At 58.4% G+C, this 14,570-nt stretch carries 13 protein-coding genes; 8 read left to right on the top strand and 5 right to left on the bottom strand.

The annotated features are described in order from the left end of the window. The first annotated feature begins 8 nt into the window (after positions 1–8). The 3 genes from PFY00_RS06155 to PFY00_RS06145 all read left to right on the top strand — a co-directional run bounded on the left by PFY00_RS06155 (position 9) and on the right by PFY00_RS06145 (position 2,608). Complete coding sequence (locus tag PFY00_RS06155; protein WP_271431663.1) at positions 9–1,283, top strand: glycerate kinase type-2 family protein; 1,275 nt, start codon at positions 9–11, stop codon at positions 1,281–1,283. Positions 1,284–1,406: 123 nt separating this feature from the next. Then, a complete protein-coding gene (aroQ, locus tag PFY00_RS06150) occupies positions 1,407–1,850 on the top strand; it encodes a type II 3-dehydroquinate dehydratase (protein WP_271431662.1) in 444 nt (147 codons plus the stop codon). Continuing rightward, positions 1,847–2,608 carry a helix-turn-helix transcriptional regulator gene (locus tag PFY00_RS06145; RefSeq protein ID WP_271431661.1) on the top strand — a complete coding sequence of 254 codons (762 nt, stop codon included), beginning with the start codon at positions 1,847–1,849 and terminating at the stop codon, positions 2,606–2,608. Before aroQ ends, PFY00_RS06145 begins: the two co-directional genes overlap by 4 nt. Positions 2,609–2,973: 365 nt before the next feature. Here PFY00_RS06145 and PFY00_RS06140 read toward each other — a convergent pair whose 3' ends face one another. The 3 genes from PFY00_RS06140 to rpsB all read right to left on the bottom strand — a co-directional run bounded on the left by PFY00_RS06140 (position 2,974) and on the right by rpsB (position 5,919). Continuing rightward, a complete protein-coding gene (locus PFY00_RS06140; RefSeq protein WP_271431660.1) occupies positions 2,974–3,963 on the bottom strand; it encodes a hypothetical protein in 990 nt (329 codons plus the stop codon). 188 nt (positions 3,964–4,151) lie between these two features. Continuing rightward, a complete protein-coding gene (gene tsf / locus PFY00_RS06135) occupies positions 4,152–5,027 on the bottom strand; it encodes a translation elongation factor Ts (protein WP_271431659.1) in 876 nt (291 codons plus the stop codon). Between the two features lie 109 nt (positions 5,028–5,136). Next, a complete protein-coding gene (rpsB, locus tag PFY00_RS06130; RefSeq protein ID WP_271431658.1) occupies positions 5,137–5,919 on the bottom strand; it encodes a 30S ribosomal protein S2 in 783 nt (260 codons plus the stop codon). A 300-nt stretch (positions 5,920–6,219) separates the two neighbouring features. Here rpsB and cuyA point away from each other — a divergent pair, with 300 nt between their 5' ends. Continuing rightward, the gene (gene cuyA, locus PFY00_RS06125) at positions 6,220–7,233 is read left to right on the top strand and encodes a D-cysteate sulfo-lyase (RefSeq protein ID WP_271431657.1); all 1,014 of its coding nucleotides are present in this window, start codon (positions 6,220–6,222) and stop codon (positions 7,231–7,233) included. 187 nt (positions 7,234–7,420) lie between these two features. Here the strand turns inward: cuyA and PFY00_RS06120 are convergent, their stop codons facing one another. Both PFY00_RS06120 and PFY00_RS06115 read right to left on the bottom strand, forming a co-directional pair. After that, positions 7,421–8,803, bottom strand: coding sequence for a DUF3179 domain-containing (seleno)protein (locus PFY00_RS06120; RefSeq protein ID WP_271431656.1), 1,383 nt, complete (start codon positions 8,801–8,803; stop codon positions 7,421–7,423). 199 nt (positions 8,804–9,002) lie between these two features. Further along, complete coding sequence (locus tag PFY00_RS06115; RefSeq protein WP_271431655.1) at positions 9,003–9,935, bottom strand: LysR family transcriptional regulator; 933 nt, start codon at positions 9,933–9,935, stop codon at positions 9,003–9,005. A 206-nt stretch (positions 9,936–10,141) separates the two neighbouring features. Between PFY00_RS06115 and PFY00_RS06110 the strand changes: the two genes are divergently transcribed. From PFY00_RS06110 to PFY00_RS06095, 4 genes are all read left to right on the top strand, one after another. Then, positions 10,142–11,107 carry an ABC transporter substrate-binding protein gene (locus tag PFY00_RS06110; protein ID WP_271431654.1) on the top strand — a complete coding sequence of 322 codons (966 nt, stop codon included), beginning with the start codon at positions 10,142–10,144 and terminating at the stop codon, positions 11,105–11,107. Between the two features lie 81 nt (positions 11,108–11,188). Next, positions 11,189–12,244 carry a quaternary amine ABC transporter ATP-binding protein gene (locus PFY00_RS06105; RefSeq protein ID WP_271431653.1) on the top strand — a complete coding sequence of 352 codons (1,056 nt, stop codon included), beginning with the start codon at positions 11,189–11,191 and terminating at the stop codon, positions 12,242–12,244. Further along, positions 12,241–13,794 (top strand): ABC transporter permease, encoded by a 1,554-nt coding sequence (locus tag PFY00_RS06100; protein WP_271431652.1) that lies wholly within the window; start codon positions 12,241–12,243, stop codon positions 13,792–13,794. The genes PFY00_RS06105 and PFY00_RS06100 overlap by 4 nt, the downstream gene beginning before the upstream one ends. Next, entirely contained in the window at positions 13,791–14,510 is a 720-nt protein-coding gene (locus PFY00_RS06095) for an alpha/beta fold hydrolase (RefSeq protein WP_271431651.1), read from the top strand. The genes PFY00_RS06100 and PFY00_RS06095 overlap by 4 nt, the downstream gene beginning before the upstream one ends. Positions 14,511–14,570 lie beyond the last annotated feature (60 nt).

Genomic DNA, 14,570 nt, shown 5'->3' with positions numbered 1-14,570 from the left:
GACAACCCATGTACGAGACGATCGCGGATCCCCGCGCTTTTTTGACAGATTTGTTCAAGACCGCTGTTGCAACCGCAGATCCCATGCGCGTTGTGGCCGAGCACCTGCCGGAAAAGCCGAAGGGCCGCTTGATCGTAATCGGCGCGGGCAAAGCCAGCGCCCGGATGGCTGAAGCGGTTGAGGCTCATTATGGCCCATGCGAAGGCTTCGTCATCACCCGCTACGGATACGCCCGCACGACCCAAGGTATCGAAATCGTCGAGGCCGCCCATCCGGTACCGGACGCCGCGGGTGAAACCGCGACCCAGAAACTAATGGCTATGGCCGACGGCTTTGGGCCAGAAGACACAGTAATTGCACTGATTTCAGGCGGTGGCTCTGCGCTTTTGTGCGCTCCGCGAGCGGGCCTGACCCTCAGCGAAAAAATGAGCGTCAACAAGGCATTGCTGGCATCCGGTGCACCGATTGGCCAGATGAATGTCGTGCGAAAGCACCTGAGCGCAGTCAAGGGCGGCCAACTCGCGGCAGCCTGCCATCCTGCCCGCCTATTGACCTTGATGATCTCTGACGTTCCTGGCGACGATCCTGCCGAAGTGGCCTCTGGCCCAACCGTCGGTGACACCACCACGGCGCAGGATGCGCGCGCAATCATCGACCGCTATGGCATCGATGTGCCGGCCAGTGTTCTGGCATGTCTGGAAGCCGGCTCAAGCGTCGTCAGCCCGGATGATCCCCGACTGGCACAATCGGAAACGCGTATTATTGCAGCGCCCTCGCAGTCATTGCAGGCCGCATCCGAAATCGCCACAGCCGCGGGATGTGATGTACGCATTCTAGGCGACGCACTCGAGGGCGAAGCGCGGGAATTGGCGATTGAACAATGCCAGATGGCGCAGACCCTTCAGGCAGAGGCGTCGCAATCCAACCGGCCGATTTTGCTGCTGTCCGGTGGCGAATGTACGGTTACGCGGCGCGGTGAAGGGATCGGCGGGCCGAATGCCGAATACGTTCTTGCGGCAGCAACCGCGCTAGAGGGGGCAAAAGGCATCCATGTTCTGGCCTGTGACACCGATGGCGTTGATGGCGCTGCCGAAGTCGCAGGGGCCTATGCCGGGCCGGAGACGTTGAAAACGGCGCACGATACAGGGATCGATGCCGCGAAAGCCTTGGATCAGAACGACGCGCACCGCTTTTTCGGCGCTATCGGCGGTCAAATCGTAACGGGGCCGACCCTGACAAATGTGAACGACTTCCGCGCCATCCTGATTCTGCCGCAGCCCTGAGGGGCATTCTGCGCCGCGACCTGTGGGCAACGTCCGCGCAACATTACTGCTTTGACACGAAGCGCCTTCTGGACAGAACACCGTACGCGCCTTACGCAGACGCAAACCAATTGCGGAGCAGTCATGCGCTCGATTCTGATTTTGAATGGTCCCAACCTCAATTTGCTCGGCACGCGCCAGCCAGAGGTCTATGGATCAACGACCCTCGCGGACGTCGAAGAGATGTGCCGCACATTCGCACAAGCCATTGGTGTCAAAGTCGCTTTTGACCAATCCAATCATGAAGGCGATCTTGTTGATGCCTTGCATGCCGCCCGCGGCGTCCATGATGGTGTTGTGCTGAATGCCGGTGGATATACCCATACTTCTGTCGCGCTGATGGATGCGATCAGCTCGGTCGGTTTGCCGACCGTCGAACTGCATCTTTCCAACATCCACGCGCGCGAACCATTTCGACACAAATCCTTTATTGCCCCGGTCGCCATCGGCCAGATTTGCGGTTTCGGCGCACGGGGGTACACTCTGGCGATGGATGCGTTGATCAGCCATTTGGAGAAAACCGCATGAAACCGGAACTGCGCGACTACCTGATTGATCTGACGAACACAGACAGCATCGAAGAGATGTGGAAACAGCATTGCGAGCGGATGGAACAATACGGCTTTGACCGGCTGATCTATGGGTTCACACGCTTCATGTCGGAAAACTCGCTGGGCGATCCAAATGATTTCGTGGTTCTGACAAACCATTCACCAGAGTACCGCAAGGGCTTTGTCGAGGATGGCCTGTATCGCTACGCGCCGATGGTACGCTGGGCGCTCGAAAACGAAGGCTGGTGCAGCTGGCGTGTTCTGGGCGAACAAGTTGCCAAAGGTGGACTGGATGAAAAGGCCGCTGCGGTGGTGCAGTTCAACCTGTCGCACAGTGTTCATGCCGGCTACACCATCAGCTTTCAGTCGGTTTCGCGCCGCTCAAAGGGGGCCATTTCGCTCACAACGCGCCCCGAGATGACCCAGGATGATGCAGACGCCATTTGGAAAGAGCACGGCGAAGACATTGTTCTTATGAATAACCTCGCCCACCTGAAGGTTCTCACTTTGCCTGTTAATCTGGCGCACCAGTCATTGACCGCGCGCCAGCGCGAGGCGCTGGAATGGGTTGGCGACGGCAAGACAATGCAGGACATTGCACAGATCATGGGCCTGACGCAGGCGACGATCGAAAAGCATCTGCGCCTCGCGCGCGAAACGCTGAACGTTGAAACAACCGCTCAGGCCGTGGCCAAGGCCGCCTTCCTGAACCAGATGTATATCGTTCACGCCTGATTCTCTGAGCGCGGCAACCTTCCGCTTTCGGACGATAGACTCGCCCGGAAATTGCGCGCGGGCCTGCACTTTAGTCTAAAAAACTGGAAAACTGACGTGGGGTCCGGAAAACCGGACTTCCTAACTCGCCCCTGAGTTGGCATTCTACAAAAGTTCCGTGAGTGGTGGCTTTGGCCATGGAACGAAGGGGCCGCAACCCGCGCTATTTCCGGGCAATGCAGCTTCATCACCGGTGTAAACCGGGCCGGTTCTGGAAAGCAATTACCGCAACTTCAGGACCGGCACCCATCGGGGTCCCCCATCTCATCCCCAATGTCTCGCGGGGGCCCCGATCCCTGCCACGACCGTCAGATCGCTATGGACAGTCAGATCATCGCAAGATGGATCGTCCCGTTTTCAACATAGTACGGTGTTTCAGGCTCCCGCCCAGTGAACGGGCTGCCGAACAGCGCAACAGGCAAAGCAGCCCCACCCGCACGTGCCGACAGATCATCCGGCAACCCCAATGTTGAAGGCAAAAGCCAGCGCCCTTCGTATAGTCCGGATTCTGCACGCTCTGTGATGGACTGGCACAACACCTGACGTTGCTGTTCTTGTTCCCAGCCTGTCACACAGCCCGGTTCAACCGGGGCAAGTCGTGGCCCATCCAGCAGAACAAAGGCCGCCGCAGCCGTGGCCTGATCACAATCGGGCTGGGCCAGCATCCAATCCAGCACCGGCAGAACCTGACGCGCAAAATTCGCCACAAAGCAAAGTTCGACCAAGGTCGGCAAAAGCACGTGCCAGAAATCCGGATCCCGGTTTGCCGCCAGCCAGGTTTCATCTGCTTCCAATACTGACAACGTAAAACCACAAGGATCGGGCATCGCCGGCCTTTGGACGCCGAAACGGGCCTCCAACGCTGCGGCAAGGTCCATGACATAAGCAATCTGCGCGTGAAGCGGCCTGTCGCCCTGCCCTGCATTGGCGGCGCAGGAATACTGTGCCTGTCGCATCCCGCTTTGACGCAAACGGCGGCGCGACAATCGCAGGCCGTCGGGCGCACGTTCCATTTGGTCTATTGCCCACTCCAAAGCCTGCCATTGCTGGGCGAGAAACGGGTAGTCGCGAGACACCTCATTGGCGGGCTGCCGTTCCGGCCCAACCATACGCCAACAAGCCGCGAGCGCCTTCCTTTCGGCCACGGACAGATCTTGCCAGGCCGGAGCATCACCAAAAACAGCGCAATCACGACCGGCCCGTCTGGCGAATGACAAAGCCACCCCAAGAACCATCCAGACAGCGTCTGACGCATAGGCAGCGTTCAGAGGCAGAATGCCACGCAGTGATTTTCTGGCTTTTTCATAGGCGATCACGGTGGCCGGTTCCCTTTGGCAGGACTGCGCTAGCCCCTAACTGCCAAAGTCCGGGCAGCTCTGTCACCCGGCCAGCAGATGATCGCATCAGACTGAGTCGTGCGTGCAACAGCCCTTGGGCCAATAACCCGCACAACAAAAAAAGCGCCGGAAACATCCGGCGCTTTCCTAACATTTAGCGAAAGAGCTTAGCCCTGAGCTGCCTTGGCAACTTCGGCAGCAAAGTCTTCTGCGACTTTCTCGATACCTTCGCCAACCTGCATCCGTACAAAGCCAACGATTTCCGCGCCGGCATCCTTGGCTGCCTGCTCAACGGTGACGTCGGTGTTCAGCGCGAACTGCTGACCCAGCAAGGTCACTTCTGCGAGGAACTTCTTCATACGGCCAACGATCATCTTTTCGATGACCTGCTCAGGCTTGCCGGATTCGCGTGCGATGTCGATCTGAACCTGACGCTCTTTTTCGACAACCGCCGGGTCGAGGTCCGCTTCGGACAGCGACGCTGGGTTGGCCGCAGCGATGTGCATGGCAACCTGCTTGCCGAATGCTTCGTCGCCGCCTTTCAGTGCAACCAGCACACCGATCTGGCCCATGCCAGTTGCAGCGGCGTTGTGCACGTAAGACGCAACGACATCGCCCTCAACCGAGGCCATGCGGCGCAGGGACATGTTCTCACCGATTGTCGCGATCTTGTCGGTGATGACATCCTGAACGGATTTGCCGCCCATGTCGGACGCCAGAAGCGCCTCAACATCTGCAGCGCCCATGGCATTGGCTGCGATACCGGCAACCATTTCCTGGAATTCGGCGTTCTTGCCAACAAAGTCGGTCTCGGAGTTCACTTCGACAGCGACGCCCTTGCCACCATCGACGTTTACAGCAACCAAACCCTCAGCCGCGGTACGGCCGGATTTCTTGGCGGCTTTGGCCAGACCCTTGGTGCGCAGCCAGTCAATGGCCGCTTCCATGTCACCTTCGGTTTCGACCAGTGCTTTCTTGGCATCCATCATGCCAGCGCCAGTCATTTCACGCAGTTCTTTAACCTGTGCAGCTGTGATCGCCATCTCGGCTCTCCTTGTCTCATCAAGTGCGGTTGGGCAGCCCCGACCCGGGGCCACCCTCATGTGCCTTTGTGATTGTTCAGCCCGCATATCGTCATGCAGGCCGTCCAAATCAACCCTCTGCGGGGGTCTCAGCAGGCGCTTCGGCGACGGCTTCTTCGACGGGTGCTTCTTCGAGCGCACCGAGGTCAACACCAGCGGCGCCCATCTGAGCGCTCATGCCGTCGAGTGCGGCACGGCTAACCAGATCGCAGTACAGCGCGATTGCGCGGGCCGCGTCGTCGTTGCCGGGGATGATGTAGTCAACGCCATCGGGCGAGCAGTTGGTGTCGACAACCGCCACAACCGGGATACCCAGCTTATTGGCTTCGGCAACGGCCAGTGCTTCTTTCTTGACGTCGATGACGAAAAGCATGTCAGGAACACCGCCCATTTCGCGGATACCGCCCAGCGACGCCTGCAGCTTCTGCTGGTCACGCTCCATGCCAAGACGCTCTTTCTTGGTCAGGCCTTCTGCGCCCTGCTCCATCTGCTCGTCAATCTGCTTGAGACGGTTGATGGACTGCGAAACGGTCTGCCAGTTGGTCAGCGTGCCGCCCAGCCAGCGGTGGTTCATGTAGTACTGCGCGCATTTCTCAGCGGCGTCGGCCACAGGCTGCTGCGCCTGACGCTTGGTGCCGACGAACAATACGCGGCCACCCTTGGCGACAGTTTCACGGACAGCATTCAGCGCAGCGTCCAGCATTGGGACGGTCTGTGTAAGGTCCATGATGTGGATGCCGTTACGCGCACCGTAGATGAACTCACCCATACGGGGGTTCCAGCGCTGCGTCTGGTGGCCAAAGTGAACGCCGGCTTCAAGCAGCTGGCGCATGGTGAACTCAGGAAGAGCCATGCCTTATTCCTTTCCGGTTTCAATCCTCGGCGGGGGATCAGTGCATTTGCACCAACCGGTGGACGTTGGGGGATGTCTGTCCCAAGGCCCGCCCCCGCCTGCGGGGTTCGTGAGCGCGCGTATAGACGCGGTTTGGCACGGGCGCAAGGGGTTTTGATCCATTTCAGCGCCCGCTTAAGTCGCCCCCTTTTACAGTTCCGCCCCCTTGGGGGCCACCCACCCCGGCGCGATGCGAAATTTGCATTGGGATTGCCGCCAGCGCGCGGATAAATTGGCCCAAAGAGCAAAAGGAACACTGCCATGCATCTCGCCCGTTTTCCCCGTGTCCATCTGGCCCATCTGGCCACGCCGCTTGAACCGATGGAGCGTCTGTCGAAAGAGCTGGGTGTGGAGCTGTGGATCAAGCGTGATGACTGCACCGGCATGTCCACAGGCGGCAACAAGACGCGCAAGCTGGAATTTCTGATGGCAGAGGCGCTGGAACAAGGCGCCGACATGGTCATGACGCAGGGCGCCACCCAGACCAACCACGGACGCCAGACCGCAGCTTTTGCGGCCAAGCTGGGCCTCGATTGCCACATCCTGCTCGAAGACCGCACCGGCTATCAGGACGGCAACTACAACACCAACGGCAATGTTCTGCTCGACCATCTGCACGGCGCGACCACGCAGAAGTTCCCCGGCGGCCACGACATGCCCGGCGAAATGGAAAAGGCCGCTGAAAAGATGCGGGCCGAAGGGCGCAAGGTCTATGTGATCCCCGGCGGCGGCTCCAATCCGACCGGCGCGCTTGGGTACGTGAATGCAGCTTTTGAACTGGTGTCTCAGGCCAATGACCGCGGGCTGCGGATCGACCGTCTGGTCCATGCCACCGGCTCTTCCGGCACGCAGGCCGGGCTGGTCACGGGCATGTGCGCCATGAACGCCCAGATCCCGGTGCTGGGCATCGGCACCCGCGCGCCCCAGCCGAAACAGGAACAGATGGTCTATGATCTGGCATGCAAAACCGCCGAGAAACTGGGCTGCGCGGGCGTGGTCAAACGCGAAGACGTCATGGCCAATACCGACTACGTGGGCGACGGCTATGGCCTGCCGACCCAAAGCGGCATCGAAGCGATCCGGATGTTTGCCGAACTCGAAGGCATCCTGCTGGACCCGTGCTACTCGGCCAAAGGTGCGGCCGGTCTGATCGATCTGGCCCGCAAAGGCGCGTTCAAGGACGAACGCGTGGTCTTCCTGCACACCGGTGGCGCCGCAGCGCTCGGCGGCTACGACTTTGCCTTTGAACACACCGACCGCTGGGTCACGCTGTAAACAACATTCGGAACTAACACACAAAAACCCGAGGCAGAGGCCTCGGGTTTTTTGTTTTCTTGGGGAATATTGCGCGTCTCTCTCAGCCAGAGCTGCGGCGCGCAATTCCGAACAGTCTTCAGCGTAAATTTGAGGACTCGCTTTGTTGGACTCGCAATTGAACAGTCAGTTGCAGAACAAGCAAATACTATTGTCTCCACAGCTCCGTCTCGGGATGAAACTGCGACCACGCAAACCAAAAGGCCTGATGACTACCGAGATCCGATCCATCCAAATCAACCGCGCGAATACCACCTGCATCCAGCTGCAGGCGGACATTCTCATAGGCGATTTCGTCTCCGCGCTCTAAGGCCACAAACGCCGTGCTTCTTTGGAATGCAATTGCTTGTCCACTTGCCGTCACGACTCCGATGACGTCCTCATGAACGGGCAAGCGCGGATCGACATCGCCAACCGGGAAGATTGGGCCGTTTGCATCACGCCCGTTGCGGAAATCGGGGTCACGTCCCAGCGCATATTGTTCAAGCAAAACAGTCGTTTCGGGATGCGCCGCTTTCCACGCCCCCCAATCCGAGGTGATAACGGCCGTCTGTTCCAATTGCAGTTTCTTTTCGGCGAGCGGCCCGGTGACTGCACGGCCTAGGAATGTATCAAAGATAGAATAGGTATTGATGTCGTACATCACCTTGTTCGATCTGACGAGTAGCCCGGAAGTTCGAAAGATTGGGCGATCGATCCCATCCGGCAAACCGTCTGTGAAATAGGCCTGCGCCGAGCCACACAAGGTGCAGTAAGGGATTCCTAGATCGCGCCCACCCAGCGTATCGTTGACCATCTCGCGGACTTCCATGATGCGTCTTGGATAGGCACGGTATTCCCCGTTCACCTCAATGCCAAAGACGATGTCATCGTCTTTCAGCCATCTCGCGTCCTCTGCGCTGGTGACCACCGGATTGTCAGCCGCAGGGATGCAATTGCAGCCATTGTCGGTGGTATCATAAGGACGGTCATCAATAAGAACACCCCCCCATGACACCAGCCGCCAGTCAATATCACCTTCGACGAACAAGCGATCCCAACCGGGAACGAGGCCGGTGAAAATGGCGCTTTTGAACCGCAAATATTGTGGCGGAGCCGGGATGTCCCAAGCGATGAGATGATCGGTCAGTGCACCCCAACTGTTTTCAAGCGGGAGCTGCTTGCCAAGCAACTCAGAGGCGGCATCTGTCAATGCCGCATTCAGCCGCTCGGACGGAACAAATCGCATCAGATCGCTGATGAGCCACGCCAAACGGGGGTCTTCGGAACTGGCAATTTCCGCCAAGGCCAGGGTCTGGTTTTCATCCCATGTCGACAATGTGACGCTATCAACGAACGCGACGCGAAGGGCGAACTGCATCGCCGGAGATAATGGCCCTTCCGGCACAGGTGGCGGATGGCCAAACGCCTCGATCACGTAGTCCGGGAGTGGGTTGCTGCCTTCTGCCTTCAGGTCGTCCGCCAAAATCGAGCCAAACAGAAAGGCAGCGCCAAAGATGAAAACCCGGGGGAAAGTTAGGATTGCAAACACAAAGACTGGACCTTCTATTCTTATTTGCCGACCGCAGCGAAAAATCTCGACTTATACATCCGGCTATTCATGGGCACTTGCCCAGAAAGTTTGGTAGCGCCGCGCCGTGATGTTGCAGTCCAATGGTGCACGGTTTGCGCGCACGGGCATAATCACATTTGCACCAGATTATGTGATCGAAGAATTCCGCCCGCCCCCCTCACAACAAATCCCACAGCACCCGTGTTTGGGCGTTGAAGGTTTCGGGGTTGGCCAATGCGGCGATGGTCAGGCGGGTTTCCCAGTCGGGGCCGCCGACCGGGACGACGGTGCCTTCGGCCAGTTCGTTCTCGATGGCGGTTTCTGGCATCCATGCAAAGCCACTGCCGTTCAGCACCCGGCGTTTGATCGTCTCGACCAGCCCGTCCACATAGATCGTCTCGACCCGCATGGGCCGTTTCTGCACGATGCTGTCCACCACCATCCCAAGGAAGGACGATTGCTCGTAGGCCAAATATGGGATCGGTGTGCCGGTGCGGTTGGTCAGGCTCCACCCGTGCTGTTTTGCGGGCGCGGCGGCGGCCACGGGGATCAGCCGTTCCTTGCGCAGATCGCGGCGCGTAAAGGCCGCATCATCAATGCGCGGCGAAACCGAGGCGTGGTAGTAGCACATCATGATGTCCACCGCGCCTTCGATCAGCAGCTCGCAGCACGAGCTCAGAGAATCGGAAATAACCCGCGTGCGCAAATCGGGGATGATTTCCTGCAGCTCTTCGATCCGATGTGCTAAAAAATTAACCGAAATCGTGTGAAGCACCGAAAAACGAATAAAGCGGCTGTCGCTCACGCCGGCATCGCGAATGGCCTGCCGCGAATCCGTCAGCTGCGAAACAGCGGCCAGCGCAACCGGTAAAAACTGCCGCCCCGCTTCGGTGATCTGGATCGGATAGGTCGCCCGATTGACCAGCGGCAAGCCGACCCAGCTCTCCAAGGCTTTGATTCTACGACTGAAAGCAGACTGCGTGATGTTCCGCTCCTCAGCGGCGCGCGTGAAGTTCAAGGTTCGCGCAAGGCATTCAAAATCACGCAGCCAGTTCAGGTCCATCGCGGAATCACCCTCTCGGAAGTCAGGAATTCTCCATGGTGAACTCATATCATGCAAATTTGGAATAGTTTTATGAGATGTTCGAATTTGCGCCACGCGAAACCCTGCCCCTACACTTTTGGTACGCATAAGCGGGGCCGTATCGGCAAATCCGCTCACTTTCGCGAAAGCCAACAACAAGCGCCGAATGGTGCAGACAATGAACCAACTCATATCAATGCCGGACCCGGCATGATCCAACTGAGGAGAAGACTGTGAAAACCAACTTCAAAGCCCATATCCTGGCCGCAGCTGTCAGCGCATTTGCCCTGCCCGCCTTTGCCGCCGAAGAAGTCAAAATCGGCCTGCCGTCCTGGACTGGCGCCCAGGCGATCGGCCACGTGCTGGGTGAAATCGTCACCTCGCGCATTGGCGGCTCGGTCGAATATGTGCCCGGCAACAACGCAACGATCTTTCAGGCGATGGATCAGGGCAAAGGTGACATCGACGTGCACCCAGACGTCTGGCTGCCGAACCAGGAAAGCTTTACCAAGAAATATGTCGACGAGGCAGGCACTGTGACCCTTTCGTCGAACCCTTACGAAGGCAACCAGGGTTTCTGCGTCACCAAGGACTTTGGCGAAGCCAACAACATCACTGACATCGCAGATCTGGGCCGCCCGGATGTTGCGGCACTGATGGACAGCGACGGCAACGGCAAGGGCGAGATGTGGATCGGCGCGCCAGGCTGGGCCTCTGCCAACGTGAACGAGGTCAAGACCCGCGACTACGGTCTTCTGGACTTCATTGAACCCATTCGCGCCGAAGAAAGCGTGAAAACCGCGCGCATCAAGGACAGCATCGCCAAGGGCGAAGGTTATGCCTTCTACTGCTACAAGCCACATGCGGTCTGGTTCATGTTCGACGTGGAAATGCTGAGCGAGCCGACATATGACCCGGCCAAATACACCATGGTCCAGCCTTCCGACGATGCGGATTGGTACAACAAGTCGTCGGTTGCGACCAAAGACGCGCTGAAAAACGTTCAGATCGCCTGGTCAAACTCGCTTGAGGATCGCTCGCCTGCGATCGCAGAATTCTTCGCCAACTTCTCTTTGACAGCTGATGACGTCAGCGGACTCGCTTTCGAAATCTCTGCCAATGGCGTTGATCCGGCCGATGCCGCAAAAGCATGGGTCGAGGCAAACTCAGATCGCGTTGACGCGATGCTGGGTCTGTAATCTTTCAGTGAACCCGCGGCACCGGCTGGCTACGTCGGTGCCGCATTCTCCTCCCCTCTTATTTTGAAAAAGAGATGCGACATGGCTCAGGACACCGTCGTTGAGATTTCCAATGTCTGGAAGATATTCGGAGCCCGCGCCGAAGATGCCCTGCGTGCGGTGCGCGAGCGTGGGTTGACCAAGGCTCAGGTCTTGTCCGAATACAACGCCGTCGTAGGCGTCGCGGACGTCAGCCTGTCAGTGAACCGTGGCGAGATTTTTTGCATCATGGGCCTGTCCGGCAGTGGCAAGTCCACGTTGGTGCGTCACTTCAATCGTTTGCTTGAACCGACGGCGGGCCGCATCGAAATCGAAGGCACTGACGTGATGGGCCTTGGTCCAAGGGCGCTTCAGAAGTTTCGCAATCAGAAGATCGGCATGGTTTTTCAGAACTTTGCCTTGATGCCGCACCGCTCGGTTCTCGACAATGTGGCCATGCCTCTGGAAATCCGGCAGGTGCCCAAGAACGAACGGATGCGTCAGGCCGCTGCGATCCTCGATATTGTTGAACTGGGCGCATGGGGTGCCAAGTTTGCGCATGAGTTGTCCGGCGGCATGCAGCAGCGTGTCGGCCTCGCCCGCGCCTTGGCAGCCAACCCTGACGTTCTGCTGATGGACGAGCCGTTTTCCGCGCTTGATCCGTTGATCCGGCGCCAATTGCAGGACGAATTCATCAGGCTCAGCAAGATCCTGAAAAAGACGACGATCTTTATCACGCACGATCTGGACGAAGCGGTTCGCATCGGTGACCGCATTGCCATCATGCGTGACGGCCAGATGGTCCAGATCGGAACCGCCGAAGACATCGTGATGGATCCGGCCGATGACTACGTCGCCGACTTTGTCGCTGGCATCTCGCGGCTCAAGGTCGTTCACGCCCATGCGGTCATGCAACCGATTGAGGACCATGTCGCCAAAAATGGCCCTCTTGCGGCCCAAGCCTTGCGGGTCGGTCCAGATGAAACGCTCAGCACTCTGATCAACATGGCCATCGATGACGACAACCCCATTGTCGTCGAAAAAGACGGCAAGGACCTCGGCATCATCACCCGCGCCGATCTGTTGCGCACCGTGATTGAAGGGACAGAAGTATCATGACCCAAGAAAACAGCGATCTTGGTGTGAACCCGCTTGAAGACACATCATCGGATGCGGCAGTGGCCTATGCCGAAGAGCGACGCGAAAACATCCGCACCTTTGTGCGCACCAGTCCGGACTACTACATCCGTATGTTCGACAAGATTGGTGCCTCCGCCTCGTTCACGGCCACCTTCAACTTTATGGCGGGCCTATTCGGTCCGATCTGGTTCGGCGCGCGTGGATTGTGGAACTGGGCCCTGCCCTTTTTGATCCTCGAAGCCTTGGGTTTCGTTCAGATTGCCCGCGGTCTGTTCGGGGATCTGGCCGCCGACGCCATGGCGCGGATCGCGTCCATCGAAGGCACGCTGGAATTGCGCAAACAGCAGTTGGCCTCGGCGATTGAAAACAATTCGGACAAGGTCGACGTCTACCAACGCACGGTGGATTCCCTTGAGGCAAATATTGGCGGTATCCGCGCCGAGGCCGAAGCCTTGGCCGCCGAAGGACCCTCGATCGCGATGACCGGTCTGGCCATTCTTATTGTCGTCAAACTGGTGCAGGCCTTCATGGCGAACTGGGCGCTGGAAGCGCGGTTCTCCGAATGGCTGTCCGACCGGAGCGTTCGATCCGGCATGCCTGTCTCACAGATCGTCTTCAGCGCCGTCTTCATGGTTCTGATCGTATCAGCCGCCATGCTGCACTATTCGTTTCCGGGCCGGTTCTCGCTGCTCAGCGATTTTCCGACAGACCCGGACATCCGGCTGGTCAGCATTGATGGGGTCGAGGCCTTCTTCAATTGGGCCGTTCTGAACGGAGAGGCCCTGTTCGATGCAATCACCTATTGCATCCGGCTGGTGCTCGACGCGTTGGAACTGGTGTTTGTCAGCACGCCATGGATCGTCATCGCAGCACTGATCGTGCTTTTGACATGGCTAACCGCCGGCGTGCGCATGGCGATCTATTCCGGTGCGTTTCTTGCCTACATGGGATTGCTGGGCTTTTGGGAAAAGGCCATGACAACTCTGGCCCTGCTGGGCACCGCTGCGTGCCTGTCGATCATAATCGGCATCCCTCTGGGCATGTTTGCGGCCCGCCGCCCGCGGTTTTATTCCTTCATCCAACCGATCATGGATTTCATGCAGACCATGCCGGCCTTTGTTTTCATGATCCCCGTGATTGCCTTTTTCGGAACAGGCAAGCCTGCGGCTGTCGTGACCACCATGATCTTTGGTGGGACACCCGTGGTGAGACTGACCGTGCTGGGCCTGCGCGGCGTGCCGGAAAGCGTCCGCGAAGCCGCCATCAGTTTCGGTGCAAACAAATGGTATCTGCTGACCAAGGTGGATTTGCCGCTGGCCAGCCCCTCAATCCGGGCGGGCATCAATCAGACCATCATGCTATCGCTGGCCATGGTTGTTGTTGCCTCGCTGATCGGCGCCAAGGGTCTGGGCGAAGACGTTCTGGAAGCGCTGCAATACGCAAACGTGGGTCAAGGTATTCTTGCCGGCTTCTCCATCCTGTTCTGTGCAATGATCCTTGACCGGATCGTTCAGGGCGGCCGCAGATGATACCGGTCGTTTTCGTTCACGGGTTCATGGGCGGCAGCAAACAATGGGCCGCGCAGCAGGACGCCTTTGAAGGCGCTCCGATGGTCACGGTCGACCTGCCGGGCTTTGGTGACAATGCCCACCTCAAACCTCTCAGCAGCATCGACGCTTATGCGGCATGGGTTCTGCAGGAATTGAAGGATCAGGGCATAACGCGCTTTCATCTCGTGGGGCATTCCATGGGCGGAATGATTGCTCAGGATATGGTCGCTCAGGCGCCCAACCGGGTGGTGCAACTGGTTCTGTATGGGACCGGTGCTCAGGGCGTTCTGCCCGGCCGGTTTGAAACCATCGAAACATCCAAGCAGCGCGCGCTGGCGGATGGAGCGACTGCTACGGCGCGACGAATCTCGGCAACCTGGTTTCTGGAGCGCGACAAATCACTGGCTTATAACGCCTGCGCCCAGATTGCAGAGCGCAGTCACATCGACGCGATCCTCAGCGGGCTGGATGCAATGAACCAGTGGAACGGCACAGAAAACCTGCCGACACTAGAAGCGCATACCTTGGTTGTTTGGGGCGATCATGATCGCACCTACCCCTGGAGCCAAACCGAACAGCTTTGGCGGACGCTGCCCAATGCAAGCTTGGCGGTCATTCCAAACTGCGCGCATTCTCCGCACATGGAAAAGCCCGAGTTGTTCAATACGGTTCTTTCGGATTTCTTTGCCGCCTAGCGACAGCGCATTTTCGGAAAAGGAATTGTTGGGCCAACCCAGCGCTGGCCCAACGCATTC

This window comes from Thalassococcus lentus, from assembly GCF_028023555.1.
In the GTDB taxonomy this organism is placed as follows: domain Bacteria; phylum Pseudomonadota; class Alphaproteobacteria; order Rhodobacterales; family Rhodobacteraceae; genus Thalassococcus_A; species Thalassococcus_A lentus.
The sequence above is the reverse complement of the archived record's forward strand: the minus strand, read 5'-3'. Positions and strand labels throughout refer to the sequence as shown.